Source organism: Geobacter sp., from assembly GCF_027327745.1.
Lineage (GTDB): Bacteria > Desulfobacterota > Desulfuromonadia > Geobacterales > Geobacteraceae > Geobacter.
In genome coordinates this window covers 13,889-31,214 of the sequence record NZ_DAHVYG010000072.1, presented here as the reverse complement: position 1 = coordinate 31,214, position 17,326 = coordinate 13,889, and the positions used below count along the sequence as shown (strand labels likewise).

Here is a 17,326-nt window from a genome sequence, read left to right as displayed (position 1 = left end):
GGGCTTTTTGCGCTCCTGCCCTGCTCGCTTATCACTGAATTCGGAATGCAAAAAAGGTGGCCCCTGCTATGGGACCACCTTTTTTGATCTAGGCTGATCTTTTACACTTGAATTTTAAATAGTCTTCCAGATTATGCAGTTACAAGGCGCAATTCGAGTCTTGGCACCAGGAACCCGCTCTTTGACAACCCGTTTTCTCACTACTCTCCGATCATTCGTATCGTCGGCGGTAGGGCAACACCAACGGCCTTGAACACCTTCCCGCAGACTCCCTGACACTCGGTTCGGACCGCAAGCCGGGTGCCGTTTTCCTCTAGGACCACTTCCTGAAGCGCCTTCAGGTCCTGCTTGATCTCGGCCCACTCGTACTGAAGTCCCCGGGAGACCAGCCGGTCGTCGAGCTCTTTTTTGAGCGCCAGGGCCAGGAAGCTGCAAAAGACATGGCCCCGGATGGTTTCGTCACATTTATGGTAAATGGGACGGGTATCCAACACCGACTTCATGTCCCGGAAGGTGTGCTCCACCATCCAGAGTTCTTTGTACTTGAGCGCCACCTCTTTCGCGGAGAGCTTCGTGTTGGTGGTCAGGACCCAGATCCCGTCGTAGCGGGCATCGGCTTCGACCTTCTTCTCGTCGATGGTCACGCTCTCCCTGTCAACCTTGAGAAACGAGCGGTAGCCCTTGTTGCCGACCAGTGACTTTGGCGCCGTGTGTAGCTTCTCCTTGAGCGCTTCGACAATGGCCTCTCGGTCGGCGGCGTCCTTTCTTGCCTGACGCTCGTTTCGGCAGACGATGTAGCGGGTACCGCCCACCGTCACCTCCTTCACCTTGTGAGGTGGCCGGAGTTCGTGAGACAGCCTGAGGGGTGGAATAAGCAATGTCCCGATGTTGTTGGGGTTTCCGGCATCAGGCGGCCGCTCTCTGTTGTGCAAGTCCTCTGGAATAAGCCTCATTGGGTGTCAGCTTGTCAAGCGATGAATGCCTTCGATTGTCGTTGTACCAGTTGAACCAGACGGTCAGGTCCTTGGAAAGCTCGGTTCCGGTTTCGTATGCCTTCAGGTAGATTCTCTCGTACTTCAGGGTGCGCCAGAGTCGCTCGATGAAGATGTTGTCCTTGAACCGTCCCTTGCCGTCCATGCTGATCTTGACGTTCCAGGCCTTGAGGACGGAGGTAAATTTCTCGCTGGTAAACTGGCACCCCTGGTCGGTGTTGAAGATTTCCGGGGCGCCGTATTTGAACAGAGCCTCTTTGAGCGCCTCAACGCAGAAGCTGGTATCCAGAGTGTTGGACAGCCGCCAGGACAAGACCTTTCTGGTGGCCCAGTCCATGATCGCTATCAGGTACATGAAGCCCCGTGCCATGGGGATGTAGGTGATGTCTTGGCTGCCGTTTGCTGGTGCCCGGCTTGGGCGCCAGAGACTCGACCCCCATGATGAGCATCAGGCGCCGAACCCGACCCCGTCCCACCGGTGCTTCCGGGGTCGTGAGATGATCAGCCAGGGAGCGACTTCCCATCCAGGGTTGTTGCAGATAAAGTTCGTCGATCCGGCGCATCAGCTCCAGGTCCCCGGAACGCAGACCGGAAGCAGGGCCGCGATAGTAGCTGGCACGGGGGACCCCGAGGAGCTCGCAGCGACGTTCAACAGAAACTTCAGGATGACCGGCGGCGATCATCTTTTGTTTCTGCGCCCGGTCAAGTTCAGTCCGGGCCGATTGGACAAAAAATCGTTCTCAGCCTTGAGCTTGCCGATCACGCGGTGTAGCTCGGCCACTTCGGCCTCGTGGTTTACCTCTTTCTTCTTGCCCTTGCCAAAGAGGTCCGTGGCATTCTCAATCAATTCCTGTTTCCAGCGAGTGATCTGTGTCGGATGGACCTGATACTCGCTGGCTAGTTCTGCCAGGGTCTTGGACTCTGACAGGGCGGCTAGGGCTACCTTGGCCTTAAATTCTGCGCTGTGGCGTGTACGATGTTGCGGCATTGAACCTCTCCTCTCGAAATAGGTCGGTTCATTGCTTAACACCCTGTCTCAAAAAGCGCAACCACTTCAGTCGCCGGTGGCAACATTAAGTGCAGCAAACAGGTTTAAGGTTCCATGGCGTTTGTAGGTGCTCTTAAGGCCTTGTACGATCTTTTTGCTCTGGTGCAAACATATCCGGTTGCTCGTTCCAGTGCCTGAATTGCTTGGCTTCTCATCAATCGAAATAACTAATGCATCTGCTGGCGGCGCCAAGTAAAGACCTACAATGTCAGCAGCTTTTGGAGCAAATTCAGGATCAGTGCTGACGCACCAGCTTCTTTGTCTGGCAAGACAGATACCTTCTTTGCGAAGGACGCGCCAGACGGCATCATCGGAACAATTCTAGGTGTTTAGCTATTGCCGACCCATCCCAGCAAGCCTGACCGCTAGACGGTGGCTCTTCCAGTGTCTTGAGCACCTGATTGCGAAAGTTCTTGTCATATTTTGGCGGTTTTCATGAGGGGGGTTTACTGTATTTCACTTAATAATGCAATTAAACACTAGCATCCCGGCCTTCTCATGACGTTTTTCAATAGCCTGTTAGGGAAAAAATAACGGGGTCCGCACTTTCGTGCGGACCCCGCTGTACGAAGCTGGTCAGGACGGGTTACTTCTTTTTCTTCTCGTGCTTCTTCGGCTCCTTTGCCGGCTCAACCTTGGCAGGGGTGCTCCAGTGGTTCAGGTCGTGGGCGATGTTGTGGCACTCGCCGCACTTCGAGAACTTGGCCATCATGCCGGCCGGGTGCGGTACGCCGTGGCAGCTCTGGCAGGCCGGTACCATCTTGTGCTTGTCCTGGTGGCAGTAGACGCAGGCGAGGGCCTTATGCTTCGCCTTGCTTGCGCTCAGGAGCTCGAACGCCTTCTTGTGGCAGGCTCCGCAATCCTTGTTCGGAACATCCTTGCCGTAGACGACGTTTTTCGGCTGGTGGGCCTTGTGGCACTTCTTGCAGTCGGCCGCGGTCTGCTCGGAGGAGTGCGGCTTGTGGCACTGGGTGCACTGCGGAATTTTGCCGTGGACGTTGTGACAGGTGGAGCAGAAGAGCTTCGAGTGTTTGCTCGGGAACTGCTTAAGCTGCGCCATCTGCTGGGTGTGACAGGTCAGGCACGGATCGGTGATGTTCCCCGAGAGGGTGATGTTGAGTGGGGTGTGGGGGTTCTTGTGGCAGCCGAGGCAGCCGGTGAGCTCGTAGTGCTTCTTGCCGGTGTGGCACTTGCTGCACTGGGGAATGTTGTTCTTCGAAGCCGGGCGGTGGTTGGTGTGACAGTCGAAACAGGTGATCTTCTTGTGGCCTGCTCCGGCGCTGGCGATGTCTGCGGGTTCCTGCTTGTGGCACTTCACGCAGTCGTTGACGGAGAGCGTCGGCGCGGGCTGGTCGGCATTCGCCGGGGTTCCTGTACCGAGGCAAAGCGCAACTGCCAGGGTCAGGCCCGCCGTGGCGAGAAGCCTGATGCGTTTTACAGCGTTCATCGTTCCTCCTCTGTGCCATGGGGCACACGTGATGTAATTGCTCCGGACCCGATCGGGGGGAGCGTGTCTCACACATATGATGTCGTTACGGTGCGCGTAACCCGCACTCTGGGCAAAAAACGGGGCCAATTATGCCATTTCTGATGTCTTCAGTCAATTAGAAAAAGGTAATACGTTCACGGAAAAACAGTAATGAAATCAGTGAGTCATGGCGATTGGCCGGTTTTGGGAGATGAGGGTGCGCTAAGGCCTTCTCGGTGAAGGGGGAAGCATCCGTTTCCCTTGCCGCAAACACATTTACTTTTGGCCATGATTTCAGGTACCATTTTTCAACAACAGAACGGCTTCGATGCATCGGGGCGGTTTCGGCGCATCGGGATACCGATTCCCCCCGCTACCGGGCACGCCGAAAAGGTGCCCCATGACCGGACACATATGACCCCTGCCGATCCAGAAAAGAGACAGCTTGTCGCCGAGCGCGACGCCGCCGTTGCCGACCTTGCCGCCTTCAGCAGCGCGATTTCCCATGATCTCCGCGGCCCGCTGCGGACCATCGCCGTGGCGGTTCAGATCCTGAGCGACGAGCATGCCGCGGGGCTCGATGACGAGGCGCGGACCCTCCTCTCGATAATTGATAACAACGTGGGGAGGATGGGGGGGCTGATCGACGAGATCGTCGCCTTTTCCCGCATTGGTCGCCAGAGGCTCCAGAAGCTCCGCATCGACATGAATGAGATGGCGGGTGCGGTAATCGAGGGGGCCTCCCCCCTGACGGAAGGGCGTCAGGTCACGTTCTCCGTCGATCCACTCCCCCCCGCCGAGGGAGACCCGGAACTTGTGCGTCGGCTCCTCACGCATCTCGTCTCGAATGCGATCAAGTTCAGTGTTCCACGGGAGAGGGCGATCATCCGCGTGGGGGCGGTGGAGGGAGAGGGTGGGAGCGTCTATTTCGTCCGCGACAACGGCGTCGGCTTCGACATGGCCCATGCCGGCAAGCTCTTCGGACTTTTCCAGCGGCTTCACCACCGGGACGAATTCGAAGGAAATGGCGTCGGTCTGGCCACTGTGAGGCGGATCGCGGAGAAGCACGGCGGCCGCGTCTGGGCCGAGGGGGTGCCGGGGGAGGGGGCTACCTTTTACTTCACGCTCTGAAGAGCCGCCTCCGTCCACGGCTGTCCGCCGGCGGGCTACGAGGGGGGAAGGGACGGGAGGGTGCGCAGCAGGGGGAGGAACGCCTCGCCGGCGATCTCCCGCACGGTTGCAACGAACCCCATCGGCAGCGGCGCGTAGACGGTGAGTTCCCGCCCGGTTTCCGGATGGCGCAGGGAGACCCGGAATGCGTGGAGAAGGTGGCCGGGGTAGCCTGCCAGGGGGGAGCCGCCGTAGCGGCGGTCGCCCCGCACCGGGTGGCCAATGAGGGAGAGATGTTTGCGGATCTGGTGCGTCCGGCCGGTAACCGGGTAGAGGGCGACGAGGGCCTCGGCGCCGCTCTGGAAGAGGAGCCGGTGGCGCGTCAGGGACTCTTTGCCGTCCAGGGGGATGTCGATCTCCCCGTCCGGCGGCATGGTTCCCTCCGCGACGGCGAGGTAGAGCTTGCCGAGCCCCTCCTCCTTGACGAAACGGCCGAACATTCCGGCGCTCGTCGCGCTCTTGGCCAAAATGGTAGCCCCGGAGGTGCCGCGGTCCAGGCGGTTCACCGGCCGCAGCTTTACCGGCGTTCCCCGTTCCGCCATGAACCGCTCCGCCAGATCCACGAGGTTGTCCTCCCCCGCCTCGGCGGTCCGGTGCACCGCAAGCCCTGCCGGCTTGTTGATGATGACGAGCCGCTCGTCCTCGTGGAGGATGTCGATGGTCGGAGGGGAGACGGCGAGGAAGTCGCGGGTCCGCCCGCTCTCCTTGAGGGTGACGGAGTCCCCGACGGCAAGAAGCGCGGTAGGCGCCGCCGGCTGGCCGTTCAACGCGAGATGCTCCGCCCTGAGGAGCTTCTTCAGATAGGGGAGGGGGGCGGCGGGGAGGAGATTCCGGAGGAAGCTCGCCACCTGCCGGCAGTGATCTGTTTCGGTGATCGTGAACATGAGCATGGGAGGGAGTATAGACGCCCCTATCGGAGAGTGCAAGGGGGCATAACCAGAGCGCAAGGAGGAATCTTGCCATGGGATATCTGCGGCTGCTGACCGCCATCATCGCCTTCGTCTCTCTCGCCGGCATCGCCTGCGCCACGCCGCGGCTGCCGGAAAAGCTCGTCTACGAGCTTTCCTGGACCGGGATCAGCGTCGGCACGGCTACCCAGGAGATCAGCGACGGGGGAGATGGGCGGCGGATCGTCTCCACCGCCCGCTCCAACAACTGGCTTTCGACCTTTTTCCCGGTGGAGGATCGGATCGAAAGCATCTACGATCCGGACAACGGGCGCTTCCCAGGGCAGGTCCGGCAATACCGGCTCCGGACCCGCGAGGGGCGCCGGCGGCACGACCGGGAGATCCTCTTCGACCACCTCAGGGGGGTCGCCCACTACCGGGACCGGCTCGGGAGCGAAAAGCTTGAGATCCCGATTCCTTCCGATACAATCGATATCTACGGAAGCTTCTACGCCATCCGTTTCCTCCCGCTGGAGGTGGGAAAGTCGAGCTACGTGAACATCCTCGACAGCAAGCGGCCCCGGCGGATCGAGGTGCGGGTCCTGCGCCGGGAGCGGATCAGGACCCTCCTCGGTGACGTGGATACCATTGTGGTCCAGCCCCTGGTCGCCTCCGAAGGGGTGTTCGAAGGGAAGGGGACCGTCCAGATCTGGCTCACCGACGACGCGCGACGGATCCCGGTCCTGGCCCGGACCAAGGTCATGGTGGGAAGCGTCACGGCGACCCTGGTGGGGGGAACATTCGAGGGTAAGTAGAGACCAACAGGAACAGAAAGGAAACCAGGGCTATGGAAACGCTGGAGGCGATCAAGACCAGAAGAAGCGTCCGCAGGTTCTCGGACCGGCCGGTGGAGCCGGAGAAACTTCGGGCGGTGCTGGAGGCGGCGCGGCAGGCCCCCTCGTGGGCGAACATGCAGTGCTGGCGGTTCGTGGTGGTGGAGGACCCGGCGACGAAGGCCCAGATCAGCGAGCTGTCGTACGTGGAGGCGTATTTCGCGACGCGGGGGTACAGGTCGAACCCGGCCCAGAAGGCCTTGGCCGAGGCGCCGGTGGTGATCGTCGCCTGCGGCGAACCGACCCTGTCGGGGGAGGTGCGGGGGCAGGAGTACTACCTGACCGACGTGGGGATCGCGGCCCAGAACCTGATGCTCGCCGCCCACGACCTGGGGCTCGGGACGGTCTTTGTCGGCGTCTTTGACGAGGAGCAGCTGGGGGAGCTTCTGGGGATCCCGGCGGAGCTTCGGATCGTGGGGCTCTTTCCCCTCGGCTACCCGCAGGAGCAGGGGAAGGAGGGGCCGCCGCGCAAGCCGCTGGAGGAGATCGTCCACTACGGCAAATACCAGGTGTAACCGGCCGGCAGGTGGGGAGCGGAGATGAAAGAAAGGCGCGGAGATCGCTCTCCGCGCCTTTCTTGCGGCAAAGGGGGAAGGGGGGTTACTGCCCCAGGGCCGCCTTGAGGTCGGCCTCCACCGTGGTGATCTGGCCGATGTTGAAATTCTCCACCAGGAAGTTGAGGACGTTGGGGGAGAGGTAGGCCGGCAGGGCCGGACCGATCTTGATGTTCTTGATTCCCAGGTGCAGCAGCGACAGGAGGATGACGTGGGCCTTCTGCTCGTACCAGGAGAGGATGATGGAGAGCGGCAGGTCGTTCACGCCGCAGTTGAAGGCGTTGGCGAGCGCCAGGGCGATCTGCAGGGCCGAGTAGGCATCGTTGCACTGCCCCACGTCGAGGAGCCGCGGGATGCCGCCGATGTCGCCGAACTCCAGCTTGTTGAAGCGGTACTTGCCGCAGGCCAGGGTCAGGATGACGCAGTCGTTCGGCACCTGCTCGGCCAGTTCGGTGTAGTAGTTGCGCCCCGGCTTGGCGCCGTCGCAACCGCCGATGAGGAAGAAGTGCTTGATGGCGCCCGCCTTCACCCCTGCGATCACCTTGTCGGCCACGCCCAGGACGGCGTTGTGGCCGAAGCCGGTGAGGATCTCCTTCTCCGGGGCGTCGGGGAGGTCGGGGCACTCCAGGGCCTTGTTGATCACCTCGGAGAAGTCCCAGCCGGCAATGTGCTTGATGCCGGGCCACCCCACCTGGCCCCAGGAGAAGAGGCGGTCCTTGTAGGAGTCGGCCGGGCGCTGGATGCAGTTGGTGTTGAAGATGATGGCGCCGGGGAAGTGGGGGAACTCCTTCGCCTGGTCCTGCCACGCGCCGCCGAAATTGCCGTAGAGGTGCGGGTACTTCTTGAGGCCGGGGTAGCCGTGGGCCGGGAGCATCTCGCCGTGGGTGTAGACGTCGATCCCCTTCCCCGCGGTCTGCTTGAGGAGCTCCTCCAGCATCCGGAGATCGTGACCGGAGACGAGGATCCCCTTGTTCTTCCGGGTGCCGATCTGGACCCTGGTCGGGACCGGGTGGCCGTAGTGCTCCACGTGCCCTTCGTTGAGCATCCCCATGACCTTGATGTTAATCTTGCCGATCTCCATGGCGATTCCGACGAAATCCATGAGTCCCTTGGCAGGATCGGTGGTGGCGGCCAGGGCCTTGTGGAAGAGGGCGAAGACCTCGTCGTCCTTCTTGCCGAGGATGTGGGCGTGGTCGGCATAGGCGGCCATCCCCTTGAGGCCGAAGACGACGATCTCGATGGCCGAGAGGATGTCGGGGTCGGAGTGCTGGCTCTTGACGCCTTGCTCCTGCCCCTGCTTAATGAGCCCTTCGAGGTCGCCGGCGATGACCCAGGAGGCGGGGGGGGCGGCGACGGCCGGGGCATGGCCGCCGCTCTTCTCGCGGTAGGCGGTTTCGTAGAGGGATTTGGCCTTCTCCTTCAGGTCGAAGCAGGTGCGCAGCTTGCCGGCGATACTGACCGGGTCGAAGTCGACGTTGGTCACGGTGGTGAAGAGCCCTTCGAGCATGAAGAGGTCGATCGCCTCGTCCTTCACCCCCAGCTCCCGGGCCTTGTCGGCGTAAATGGCGAGCCCTTTGAGGCCGTAGAGCATCAGATCCTGCAGCGCGGCGACTTCGGGGTTCTTGCCGCATACTCCCATGATTTCGCAGCCGACGCCTTTGGCAGCCTGCTCGCACTGGTTACAGAACATTCCCATCGCTGTTTCCTCCTTTTGCTGTTGTGAGTGGTTTCCCCTGGAGTAGAAGGCCTTACTACTATAGCCTTTTTCTTCCGGGTTGCAATCGCGTCTGTGGTAGTGAATACCCCAGCCACGGGGGATTATCTTTGACGTGGGTCAAGATTTGCCAGTTCCGCGGTTCTGCGGCGAAAAGACGCCCGCTGGAGTTTTGCGAGAGCCTCGAACGTTTGTCGGTCATGCGCCTGCTTGTTGTGGTAATGTTGATAACCTGAGTAAACCCATACGGAAGGTGGACATGGATGACGACAAGCTGCGCTGGAACCGACGCTACCTCTCGGAGGAGTGCCTTCTGGGGGAAAAGCCGTCGCGGCTTCTCGCCCAGTGGATCGGGGAGCTGAAGCGGCTCTGCCCGGGGCGCCGGGCCCTGGACGTTGCCTGCGGCGAGGGACGAAACTCCATCTTCCTGGCCCGGCACGGTTTCAGCGTTACGGGTATCGACATCTCGCCCGTGGGGCTCGAAAAGGCCAGGCGCTGGGCTGCGCGGGAAGGGCTCGCCATCGGGTTTGCCCGGGCGGACCTGGAGCGGTACCGCTTCACCGGGGCCTTCGACCTGATCCTTAACTTCAACTTCCTGCTGCGGGACCTCATCCCGCGGGAGGTGGCGGCCCTCGCCGCCGGCGGGATCATCGTCTTCGATACCATCCTTGAATCCCCCACCGTACCGATTCCCCACCGCCCCGAGTATCTCCTCCAGCCCGGGGAGCTCTTGAGGCTCTTCGCCCCCTATCCGGGGGAGATCCTCTATCACGGCGAGTTTCCCGACGACCCTTCCCCCACCGCCAAGCTCATCTTCCGCAAGGGGTGAGAAGACAGCGCGGCCGCCTTTTGACACGCCCCTCCTTTCTGCCACAATTGTCTCTGTCGGTGGATTTCCGTGCAGCGGGAGACAACCATGAAACGGTGGCACAAGGCGGCAATCGGGGTCGGGGCATTTCTCGTTCTTCTGGCGGGATTCACCGCCTTCATCCTGCCGGAAATCGTGAAGGGGCGCACCATCCGGGCGGTGGAGGAGGCCACGGGGCGAAAGCTCGCCATCGGTGCCATTGCCATCAACCCCTTCACCTGGACGGTCGAGGTGCGTGGTGTGCGCCTCACCGAGCGCGACGGAACGACGACCTTCGCATCGTTCTCAAATGTCCGGCTCGCCGTAAGTCCCAAGACGGTCTTCCGCGCAGCGCCGATCGTGCGGGAGGCCCGCCTCTCCTCCCCCTACCTCCACATCGTCAGGACCGCTCCCAATACCTACAACTTCTCCGACCTCCTCGAACGGAAAGGGGCGCCGAAGAAGGAAGAAGGGCGGTTCGAGTTCTCCCTCAATAATCTTGCCATCGCCAACGGCGCCATCGATTTCGTCGATCGTGGACTCCCCGCCGAGAAGCGGCACCAGGTGCGCGGGATCGAGCTTGGGGTACCGTTCGTCAGCACGATCCCCTACTATGCCGACCGCTACATCGACCCCCGCTTCAGGGCGGTGGTGAACGGTTCCCCCCTGGTACTGGAAGGGAAACTCCGCCCCTTCGCCGCGGCTGCCGAGTATTCGTTCAGCGTCAATCTGAAGGAGGTGGACATCCCCTATTACCTCGCCTATCTCCCGGCGAAGCTTCCGGTGCGGGTGGAGCGGGGGAAGGGCGACGTGCGGATCGAGGCCACCTACCGGACCTGGGCCGAGCGGAAACCGGAATTCGATCTCCGCGGCGCCATTTCCGTTGCCGGCCTGCGGGTCGCCGACCGGGATGGCACCCCCCTCGTTTCCCTCGGCCGGTTCGACGTGTCCATCGCCCGGGCCTCGGTGCTCGCCCGGGAGTTCTCCCTTTCGTCGGTCGTTCTGGATGGGCCGGTGTTCCATCTCTCCCGCGACCGCTCCGGCCAATGGAACGTGGTGAGCCTTGCCGGGAAAAAGTCTGCGGAGAAGCCCGGGGAGGAGAAGGGCCCCCCTCCGGCCGGCAAGCCGGAAAAGAAACCACTTGTCGACGTGGCGCAGGTGAAGCTCTCGAACGGTCGCATCATGGTGGACGACGCCCTCCCCCCGGGGGGATTCCGGACCGAGGTGCGGGATATCTCCTTTGAGATGACCGGGGTAACGACCCGTCCCTCGAACCCGCCGGCCCGGTACCGCCTCGCCTTCGCCACGGCGCGGGGCGAAACCGGAAGCGTTGCCGGCGGGGTCTCCCTGGAGCCCCTGGCGGCCACCGCGACCGTCGACCTCGGGGACATTCCCCTCGACGGCTACTACCCGTATCTGGCCGGCGTGCTCACGGCCCCGGTCAAGGGGATCCTCGGCTGCACGGCCGAGGTCGCCTATGCCGATCGTCTCCTCTCTGCCGAGAAGGTCACGGTGCGGCTCCGCGACCTGTCGGCCCCCTTCGGCCTCGGCGAGGCCGCTCGCCTCTCCCGTCTCGACCTGGAGGGGGGGCGCTACAGCCAGAAGGAGAACCTGGCCGAGCTCTCCACGGTCTCGCTCTCCGGGGGAGATATCCGCTTTTCCAGGGACGGGAAGGGGAACCTCTCCCCCCTCTTGCTTCTGAAGAAGGGAGGCGGGGTGAAGAAGGGGAAAGGGGAACCAGCTTTGAAGAAGGAGTCTCCGCCGCTCCGCTACCGGGTTGGGACGGTCTCCGGGAGCGGCCTCGCCGTCACCTTCACCGACCGCAAGATGGTTGGCAACCCTTCCTTCAACCTCCGGCGGATCGGGTTCGACCTGAAGAACATTGCCGGACCGAAACAGGAACCGATCCCCTTCCGCCTGACGGCGGCCTACGGGAAAGGAGGGGGGGCCTTCAGCGCGTCGGGAAGCTTCAACCCCGCTTCTCTGGCGATGAAGGGAACCGCAGCTCTGCGGCGGATTCCCCTCATCGACTTCGATGCCTACCTTCCGGAGGGGGTCAACGCGATCCTGGCCGGCGGTTTTCTCGATACCCGCCTGACCTACTCCCTGGCGAAGCGGGGCGACCGCCTCGGCGGCACCTTTGCCGGCTCTCTCGGGGTCCGGTCGTTCCAGTGCCTTGACGCCAACGCCGAGGATCTCCTCAACTGGGAGAGCCTCCAGCTCGACAAGGTGGCGGGAACTCTCGATCCCTTCTCCCTGAAGATCGACGACGTGGCGCTCGCGAAATTCTACTCCCGGATCATCATCGAGGATGACGGGCGCCTCAATCTCCAGAAGATCTACGCCGCTGAAAAAACCGACGACCAGGGGACGAAGGGGAAGGAGCAGCAGGAAGCGGCTCCTGCTCCCGAGAAGGTGTCCGGGGCGCCGCGGCGGAAGGCCCGCATCGTCATCAGCACCGTGACCCTCCAGGACGGGACCGTCAACTTCACCGACCGGCACCTGAAGCAGGAGTACGACACGACCCTCTACAATCTGGGAGGCCGGATCAGCGGCCTCTCGTCGGAGGAGAACCGCTTCGCCGACATCGACCTGCGGGGGAACCTTGAGAACAGTTCGCCGCTTCAGATCACCGGAAAAATCAACCCGCTGCGCGACAGCCTCTTTGCCGACATCAAGGTGAGCTTCACCGACATCGAGCTCACCCCGTTCACCCCCTACTCGGGAACCTTCCTCGGCTACGCGGTCGACAAGGGGAAACTCAATCTCGACCTCAAGTACAAGATCGAGAACAAGCAGCTCAATTCCGAGAACAAGGTATTTATCGACCAGCTCACCTTCGGCAGGAAGATCGAGAGCGACAAGGCTACCTCGCTCCCGGTGCGGCTCGCCGTGGCGCTCCTCAAGGACCGCAAGGGGGAAATCCACCTGGACCTGCCGGTCACCGGCCGGACCGACGACCCGCAGTTCAGTGTCTGGCGCGTGATCCTGAAGATCCTCAAGAACCTCCTCGTGAAGGCCGCCACCTCCCCCTTCGCGCTGCTGGAGGCGGCCTTCGGCGGGAAGGAGGATTTCAGCGCTGTCCGCTTCGCTCCCGGTTCGGCCACCCTGGCCCCCCCTGAACAGGAGAAACTCGCCAAACTGGCCCAGGCCATCAACGACCGGCCGTCACTGAAGGTAGACATCAAGGGGTACGTCGACCGCGAGCGCGACCCCGAAGGGTACCGTGTCGAGTCACTGATGAGGAAGATGAAGGAGGAGAAATTTCTGGAGCTCGTAAAGGAGAAGCGGAACCGCCCCGGGGAAACCGCCGAGAAGGTGACCATCGAGCCGTCCGAGCAGTCGCGGCTGCTCAAGGCGGTCTACCGGAAGGAGAAGTTTCCCAAACCACGCAACTTCCTCGGTCTGGTAAAGGATCTTCCCGTCGAGGAGATGAGGAAGCTGATCCTCGCCAACACGGTGGCGGGGGATACGGAGCTGCGGGGGCTGGCCAACGAGCGGGCGGCGGCGGTGAAGGCCTTCCTCGCGGAGCGGGGGAAGGTGGAGCCTTCGCGCCTCTTCCTCAAGGCGGAGGATATCTTCAAGGCCCCCCGCGAGGATATGCCGGCAAGCCGGGTGGAGTTCGGCGCGGCGGTGGAGTGACAGAAATATCTCCTGAAAAGTTGAAAAACTTTATCAAGTTCTGCGGGAAAATGACGAAAAGATTTTAAACATCCCCCTGGTTGCGGGGCGGTCGTTGGAGATTTGTGCGGCGAGAGGAGAAAGAGGGATGAGGCTGACTATCAAGGCGAAGCTGATCATGATGGTGACGGTGCTGACGCTGCTTCTGGTGACGGTGGGGTGGCTCGGGCTGAGCGGGATGAACAACGCCGACGAGGCCCTGGAGCTGACCTACAGGGAGAACCTCAAGAGCACCGAAATCCTCGGGAAGATCGTGGGGCTCATGCGCGACAACCGGGTGCAGCTCCTGCTGGCGCTCCAGCACGACCCGCAGTCGGAATACAACAAGCTGCACGACCATCCCCTCGCCATGCATACCGACAGGGTGATGCAGAACATCGAGGAGATCAGCCGGCTCTGGAGCGACTACGTCAAGATCCCGCGGTCCCCCGAGGAGCAGAAACTGGCCGCCGATTTCGCCGACAAAAGGGAGCGCTTCGTCAAGGAAGGGCTGCTGCCGACCCGGGAGGAGCTCCTCGCCGGCAACTTCAACGAGGCGGTGCGGTTGACCCTCAAGGCGATCAACCCTACCTTCGACCCCGCCAACGAGGCGATGGAAAAGCTCCTTGGGAACGAGTCGGAGAGCGCCCGCCGGAACTTCGAGCAGGCCGTGAGCCGCTACCGCACCGTCCGGGCCCTCACCGTCGCCGCCCTGCTGCTGGGAATCGGCGTCGGCGTGGTCGTGAGTATCCTCATCGTCCGCTCTCTCGTCCGGAGCGCCCGGGGGCTGGCCGACGCCTCCACCGCCATCGCCGCCGGCGACCTCACCGCCCGGAGCAGCGTCACCTCCGACGACGAACTGGGGGCGATCGGACGCTCCTTCAATCAGATGGCCGATACCTTCGGCTCCGTTATCGCCAAGCTGCGGGGAAGCGCCGACCATGTCGCCGCTGCCGCCACCCAGCTTTCTGCCGCATCGATCCAGACCGCCAACGGCGCGGAAGAGGTCGCTTCCCAGGCCGGCACCGTTGCCACGGCGGGGGAGGAGATGGCCGCCACCTCGGCGGAAATCGCCCAGAACTGCATGATGGCCGCCGAGAGCGCCCGCAGCGCCAGCGACTCGGCCCAGGCCGGCTCCGCCGTGGTCGGCAAGACCGTGGAGCTCATGGGGCTCATCGCCCAGCGGGTCAACGAATCGGCCCGCACCGTGGAGTCTCTCGGCTCCCGTTCCGACCAGATCGGCGAGATCGTCGGCACCATCCAGGACATCGCCGACCAGACGAACCTCCTGGCGCTCAACGCCGCCATCGAGGCGGCCCGGGCCGGTGAGCAGGGGCGGGGCTTCGCGGTGGTGGCCGACGAGGTGCGGGCCCTTGCCGAGCGGACCACCAAGGCGACCAAGGAAATCTCCCAGATGATCAAGGCGATCCAGGCGGAGACCCGTGGTGCCGTCGCCTCCATGGAAGAGGGGGTCCACGAGGTGGAACGGGGGACCAGCGAGGCGGCCCGTTCCGGCGACGCGCTGCGCGACATCCTCGACCAGATCGGCAGCGTCACCATGCAGATCAACCAGATCGCCACGGCGGCCGAGCAGCAGACCTCCACCACCACCGAGATCAGCGGCAGTATCCAGACCATCACCGACGCGGCCCACGATACGGCCCGGGGGGCGCAGGAGTCGGCCGCCGCCGCGGCTCAACTCGCCGTTTTGGCGGAGGATTTGCAAAAGCTCGTGGGAAGGTTCCGGCTGGCCGGCTGAAGCAATTGTTAATATATTGATATTGCGATTGTTATGCCATGGCCGGGTAGTTTCCGGCCATTTTTTTGTCGTGCCGGTACGGTTTTTTGGCAGGTGCAGTCCGCATTGCGAATACGGCAGCTGTAGGGAAGGAGTGGAGAGATGCAGTTCACGATCAGGCAGAAAATGGGGTTGACCCTGGGGCTTACCTGCGTCGGGATGGCGGTGATCATCGTCTTCCTGGTGAACGGCTTCGGCCGGGTGCATCGCCAGCAGGAGCTCATGGAACGGATTACGATGGTCAACAACACCGCCCTGCGCGGCAACATCGCCATGCTCAAGGCGCGGGAGTTCGAGGGGGAGTTCTTCGACCGCAGGCAGGAGAAATGGGTCCCCAGGGTCCGACAGGCGGTGGAGCAGGTGAACGGTCATCTCGATACCATCGTGAAGGGTTCGGACGACCCGAAGGTCAAGGGGTGGGCCGACAAGGCGCGCTCCCTCGCCAAGCAGTACGTCACCCAGTTCGAGGCCCTGGCGGCCAAGGCGCAGACGAGCAATTTCCAGGACCCCTCCCTGGTGGAGGACCGGGAAGAGCTTCGGGACATCCTCAACGATTTCGAGCCCCTTCTCGACAACTACATCCCGAAGCAGGCCTCCGCCGTCTACAAGGCGGAGAGCGCTGAGCTGGAGAGGGTTCTCGGCGCCATCCGTGTCCGGATCCTGGCGACGATCTTCACCGTCGCCGCCATTCTCATCGGCTGCCTCTTCGCCATCTCGCTTTCCATCACCACCTCGTTGCGGACGGTCATCGGCCGGCTCCACGACATCGCCGACGGCGACGGGGACCTGACCAAGCGGATCGAGCTCTCCCGGCGCGACGAGTTCGGCGAGCTGGCGCGCTGCTTCAACAATTTTGTCGAGAAGCTCCACGCCATCATCTACCAGGTCTCCCAGAGCACCCTCCAGGTGGCGTCGGCCTCCTTCCAGCTCCAGGCCACCGCCGAGCAGATGGCCCGCGGGGCCGAGACGGCGGTAACCCAGGCCAATGCCGCCTCGACGGCCAGCGAGGAGCTGGCGGCCAGCACCTACGAGATCGCCGGCAATTGCGCCACCGTGGCGGAGAGCTCCCATTGCGCCAACGAATCGGCCCGCACCGGCGTCACGGTGGTGGACGAGACCATCGCAGTCATGGGGAGGATCGCCGAACGGGTCAGGGATTCGGCGCAGACGGTGGAGAGCCTCGGCGCCCGGGGGGACCAGATCGGCGCCATCATCTCCACCATCGAGGATATTGCCGATCAGACCAACCTCCTGGCGCTCAACGCCGCCATCGAGGCCGCCCGGGCCGGGGAGCAGGGGCGGGGGTTCGCGGTGGTGGCCGACGAGGTCCGTGCCTTGGCCGAACGGACCTCCCGGGCCACCAGGGAGATCTCCCAGATGATCAAGAGCATCCAGTCCGAGACCCGCGAGGCGGTGAGCGCCATGGAGCAGGGGGTGAAGGAGGTGGCGCGGGGGACCGGGGAGGCGAGCCGCTCCGGGGAGGCGCTGCGGCAGATCCTGGAGCAGTTCGACACCCTCAACTCCCAAGTGAACCAGATCGCGACGGCCGCCGACGAGCAGACCCGGACCACCGCCGAGATCAGCACGGGCATCGTCCAGATATCCGACATCATCCAGACCACCGCCAAGGGGGCGAGCGATTCGGCCGAGGCCGCCGGCGGCCTCGCGCAGCTGGCGGAGGAGCTGAAGGGGCTCGTTTCGCGCTTCAAGCTGGCCGCCTGACGCAACCCGCGGCGCAAGCCCTCGGGTATTTCCCGATGCCGGTTTCCGTTTTGCCCTAAAGTTTTCGGGTCCGGTGCCGAATAACTCAGGAGAAGCGGGACATTACCACGCGAAACGAGGAGAAACGGCATGGCACTGATTACGTGGAACGACAGCCTGAGCGTGAAGGTGAAACAGTTCGATGACCAGCACAAGAAGCTCGTCGACATGGTGAACCAGCTTTTCGATGCCATGAAGGGCGGCAAGGGGAGCCAGGTGCTGGGAGACATCCTCAGACAGCTCATCGCCTATACCCAGACCCACTTCGCCGCCGAGGAGCGGCTGATGAAGCAGTACGCCTATCCCGACTTCGAGGCCCACAAGAAGGAGCACAACGCCCTCGTCATGCAGGTCCTCGACCTCCAGAAGCAGTTCCAGGAGGGAAAGGCGGTCCTTACCCAGAACGTCATGACCTTTCTGCGGGACTGGCTCTCCGGGCATATCCAGGGAGACGACCGCAAATACGGCGTCTTCTTCAACGGCAAAGGGGTGGTGTAGCCAGGAGCCTGTCGGACTTAGGAATGAATCTTCCCT

The 17,326-nt window shown here is 62.8% G+C and carries 12 protein-coding genes and 2 pseudogenes; 8 read left to right on the top strand and 6 right to left on the bottom strand.

Annotated features, from left to right (window positions below; translation table 11 throughout):
* Window positions 1-200 precede the first annotated feature (200 nt).
* The 4 genes and pseudogenes from M6689_RS13460 to M6689_RS13445 all read right to left on the bottom strand — a co-directional run bounded on the left by M6689_RS13460 (window position 201) and on the right by M6689_RS13445 (window position 3,487).
* On the bottom strand, window positions 201-812 hold the full coding sequence (locus M6689_RS13460; protein WP_298272692.1) for a transposase: 612 nt from the start codon (window positions 810-812) through the stop codon (window positions 201-203).
* Between the two features lie 94 nt (window positions 813-906).
* Window positions 907-1,980, bottom strand: a pseudogene (locus M6689_RS13455) (IS3 family transposase).
* Window positions 1,981-2,052: 72 nt separating this feature from the next.
* A pseudogene (locus M6689_RS13450) lies at window positions 2,053-2,485 on the bottom strand (IS630 family transposase); the annotation flags it as partial.
* A 141-nt stretch (window positions 2,486-2,626) separates the two neighbouring features.
* Window positions 2,627-3,487: a cytochrome C gene (locus tag M6689_RS13445; protein WP_298272689.1), complete on the bottom strand. Its 861-nt coding sequence runs from the start codon at window positions 3,485-3,487 to the stop codon at window positions 2,627-2,629.
* 435 nt (window positions 3,488-3,922) lie between these two features.
* Here M6689_RS13445 and M6689_RS13440 point away from each other — a divergent pair, with 435 nt between their 5' ends.
* Window positions 3,923-4,639, top strand: coding sequence for an ATP-binding protein (locus M6689_RS13440; protein WP_298272686.1), 717 nt, complete (start codon window positions 3,923-3,925; stop codon window positions 4,637-4,639).
* A gap of 35 nt (window positions 4,640-4,674) precedes the next feature.
* Here M6689_RS13440 and M6689_RS13435 read toward each other — a convergent pair whose 3' ends face one another.
* Entirely contained in the window at window positions 4,675-5,568 is an 894-nt protein-coding gene (locus M6689_RS13435; RefSeq protein WP_298272684.1) for an RluA family pseudouridine synthase, read from the bottom strand.
* A gap of 71 nt (window positions 5,569-5,639) precedes the next feature.
* Between M6689_RS13435 and M6689_RS13430 the strand changes: the two genes are divergently transcribed.
* The gene (locus tag M6689_RS13430) at window positions 5,640-6,380 is read left to right on the top strand and encodes a DUF3108 domain-containing protein (RefSeq protein ID WP_298272682.1); all 741 of its coding nucleotides are present in this window, start codon (window positions 5,640-5,642) and stop codon (window positions 6,378-6,380) included.
* Between the two features lie 32 nt (window positions 6,381-6,412).
* Entirely contained in the window at window positions 6,413-6,973 is a 561-nt protein-coding gene (locus M6689_RS13425; protein ID WP_298272679.1) for a nitroreductase family protein, read from the top strand.
* Between the two features lie 85 nt (window positions 6,974-7,058).
* Here M6689_RS13425 and hcp read toward each other — a convergent pair whose 3' ends face one another.
* Entirely contained in the window at window positions 7,059-8,708 is a 1,650-nt protein-coding gene (hcp, locus tag M6689_RS13420) for a hydroxylamine reductase (protein WP_298272677.1), read from the bottom strand.
* Window positions 8,709-8,985: 277 nt separating this feature from the next.
* Between hcp and M6689_RS13415 the strand changes: the two genes are divergently transcribed.
* The 5 genes from M6689_RS13415 (at window position 8,986) to M6689_RS13395 (ending at window position 17,290) form a co-directional block, all read left to right on the top strand.
* Window positions 8,986-9,555, top strand: a complete 570-nt coding sequence (locus tag M6689_RS13415; protein WP_298272675.1) for a bifunctional 2-polyprenyl-6-hydroxyphenol methylase/3-demethylubiquinol 3-O-methyltransferase UbiG — start codon at window positions 8,986-8,988, stop codon at window positions 9,553-9,555.
* An 87-nt stretch (window positions 9,556-9,642) separates the two neighbouring features.
* Window positions 9,643-13,215 (top strand): DUF748 domain-containing protein, encoded by a 3,573-nt coding sequence (locus tag M6689_RS13410; RefSeq protein ID WP_298272672.1) that lies wholly within the window; start codon window positions 9,643-9,645, stop codon window positions 13,213-13,215.
* A 127-nt stretch (window positions 13,216-13,342) separates the two neighbouring features.
* Window positions 13,343-14,992: a methyl-accepting chemotaxis protein gene (locus M6689_RS13405; RefSeq protein WP_298272669.1), complete on the top strand. Its 1,650-nt coding sequence runs from the start codon at window positions 13,343-13,345 to the stop codon at window positions 14,990-14,992.
* A gap of 141 nt (window positions 14,993-15,133) precedes the next feature.
* Window positions 15,134-16,753: a methyl-accepting chemotaxis protein gene (locus tag M6689_RS13400; protein ID WP_298272666.1), complete on the top strand. Its 1,620-nt coding sequence runs from the start codon at window positions 15,134-15,136 to the stop codon at window positions 16,751-16,753.
* A 129-nt stretch (window positions 16,754-16,882) separates the two neighbouring features.
* A complete protein-coding gene (locus M6689_RS13395; protein ID WP_298272663.1) occupies window positions 16,883-17,290 on the top strand; it encodes a bacteriohemerythrin in 408 nt (135 codons plus the stop codon).
* Window positions 17,291-17,326 lie beyond the last annotated feature (36 nt).

What these genes read in the sequence shown, in the direction of transcription:
- M6689_RS13410 (WP_298272672.1), top strand. Translation starts at nt 9,643, where the DNA reads ATGAAACGGTGGCACAAGGCGGCAATCGGGGTCGGGGCATTTCTCGTT.
- M6689_RS13400 (WP_298272666.1), top strand. Translation starts at nt 15,134, where the DNA reads ATGCAGTTCACGATCAGGCAGAAAATGGGGTTGACCCTGGGGCTTACC.
- M6689_RS13435 (WP_298272684.1), bottom strand. Translation starts at nt 5,568, where the DNA reads ATGCTCATGTTCACGATCACCGAAACAGATCACTGCCGGCAGGTGGCG.
- M6689_RS13395 (WP_298272663.1), top strand. Translation starts at nt 16,883, where the DNA reads ATGGCACTGATTACGTGGAACGACAGCCTGAGCGTGAAGGTGAAACAG.
- M6689_RS13425 (WP_298272679.1), top strand. Translation starts at nt 6,413, where the DNA reads ATGGAAACGCTGGAGGCGATCAAGACCAGAAGAAGCGTCCGCAGGTTC.
- M6689_RS13405 (WP_298272669.1), top strand. Translation starts at nt 13,343, where the DNA reads ATGAGGCTGACTATCAAGGCGAAGCTGATCATGATGGTGACGGTGCTG.
- hcp (WP_298272677.1), bottom strand. Translation starts at nt 8,708, where the DNA reads ATGGGAATGTTCTGTAACCAGTGCGAGCAGGCTGCCAAAGGCGTCGGC.
- M6689_RS13415 (WP_298272675.1), top strand. Translation starts at nt 8,986, where the DNA reads ATGGATGACGACAAGCTGCGCTGGAACCGACGCTACCTCTCGGAGGAG.
- M6689_RS13430 (WP_298272682.1), top strand. Translation starts at nt 5,640, where the DNA reads ATGGGATATCTGCGGCTGCTGACCGCCATCATCGCCTTCGTCTCTCTC.
- M6689_RS13440 (WP_298272686.1), top strand. Translation starts at nt 3,923, where the DNA reads ATGACCCCTGCCGATCCAGAAAAGAGACAGCTTGTCGCCGAGCGCGAC.
- M6689_RS13445 (WP_298272689.1), bottom strand. Translation starts at nt 3,487, where the DNA reads ATGAACGCTGTAAAACGCATCAGGCTTCTCGCCACGGCGGGCCTGACC.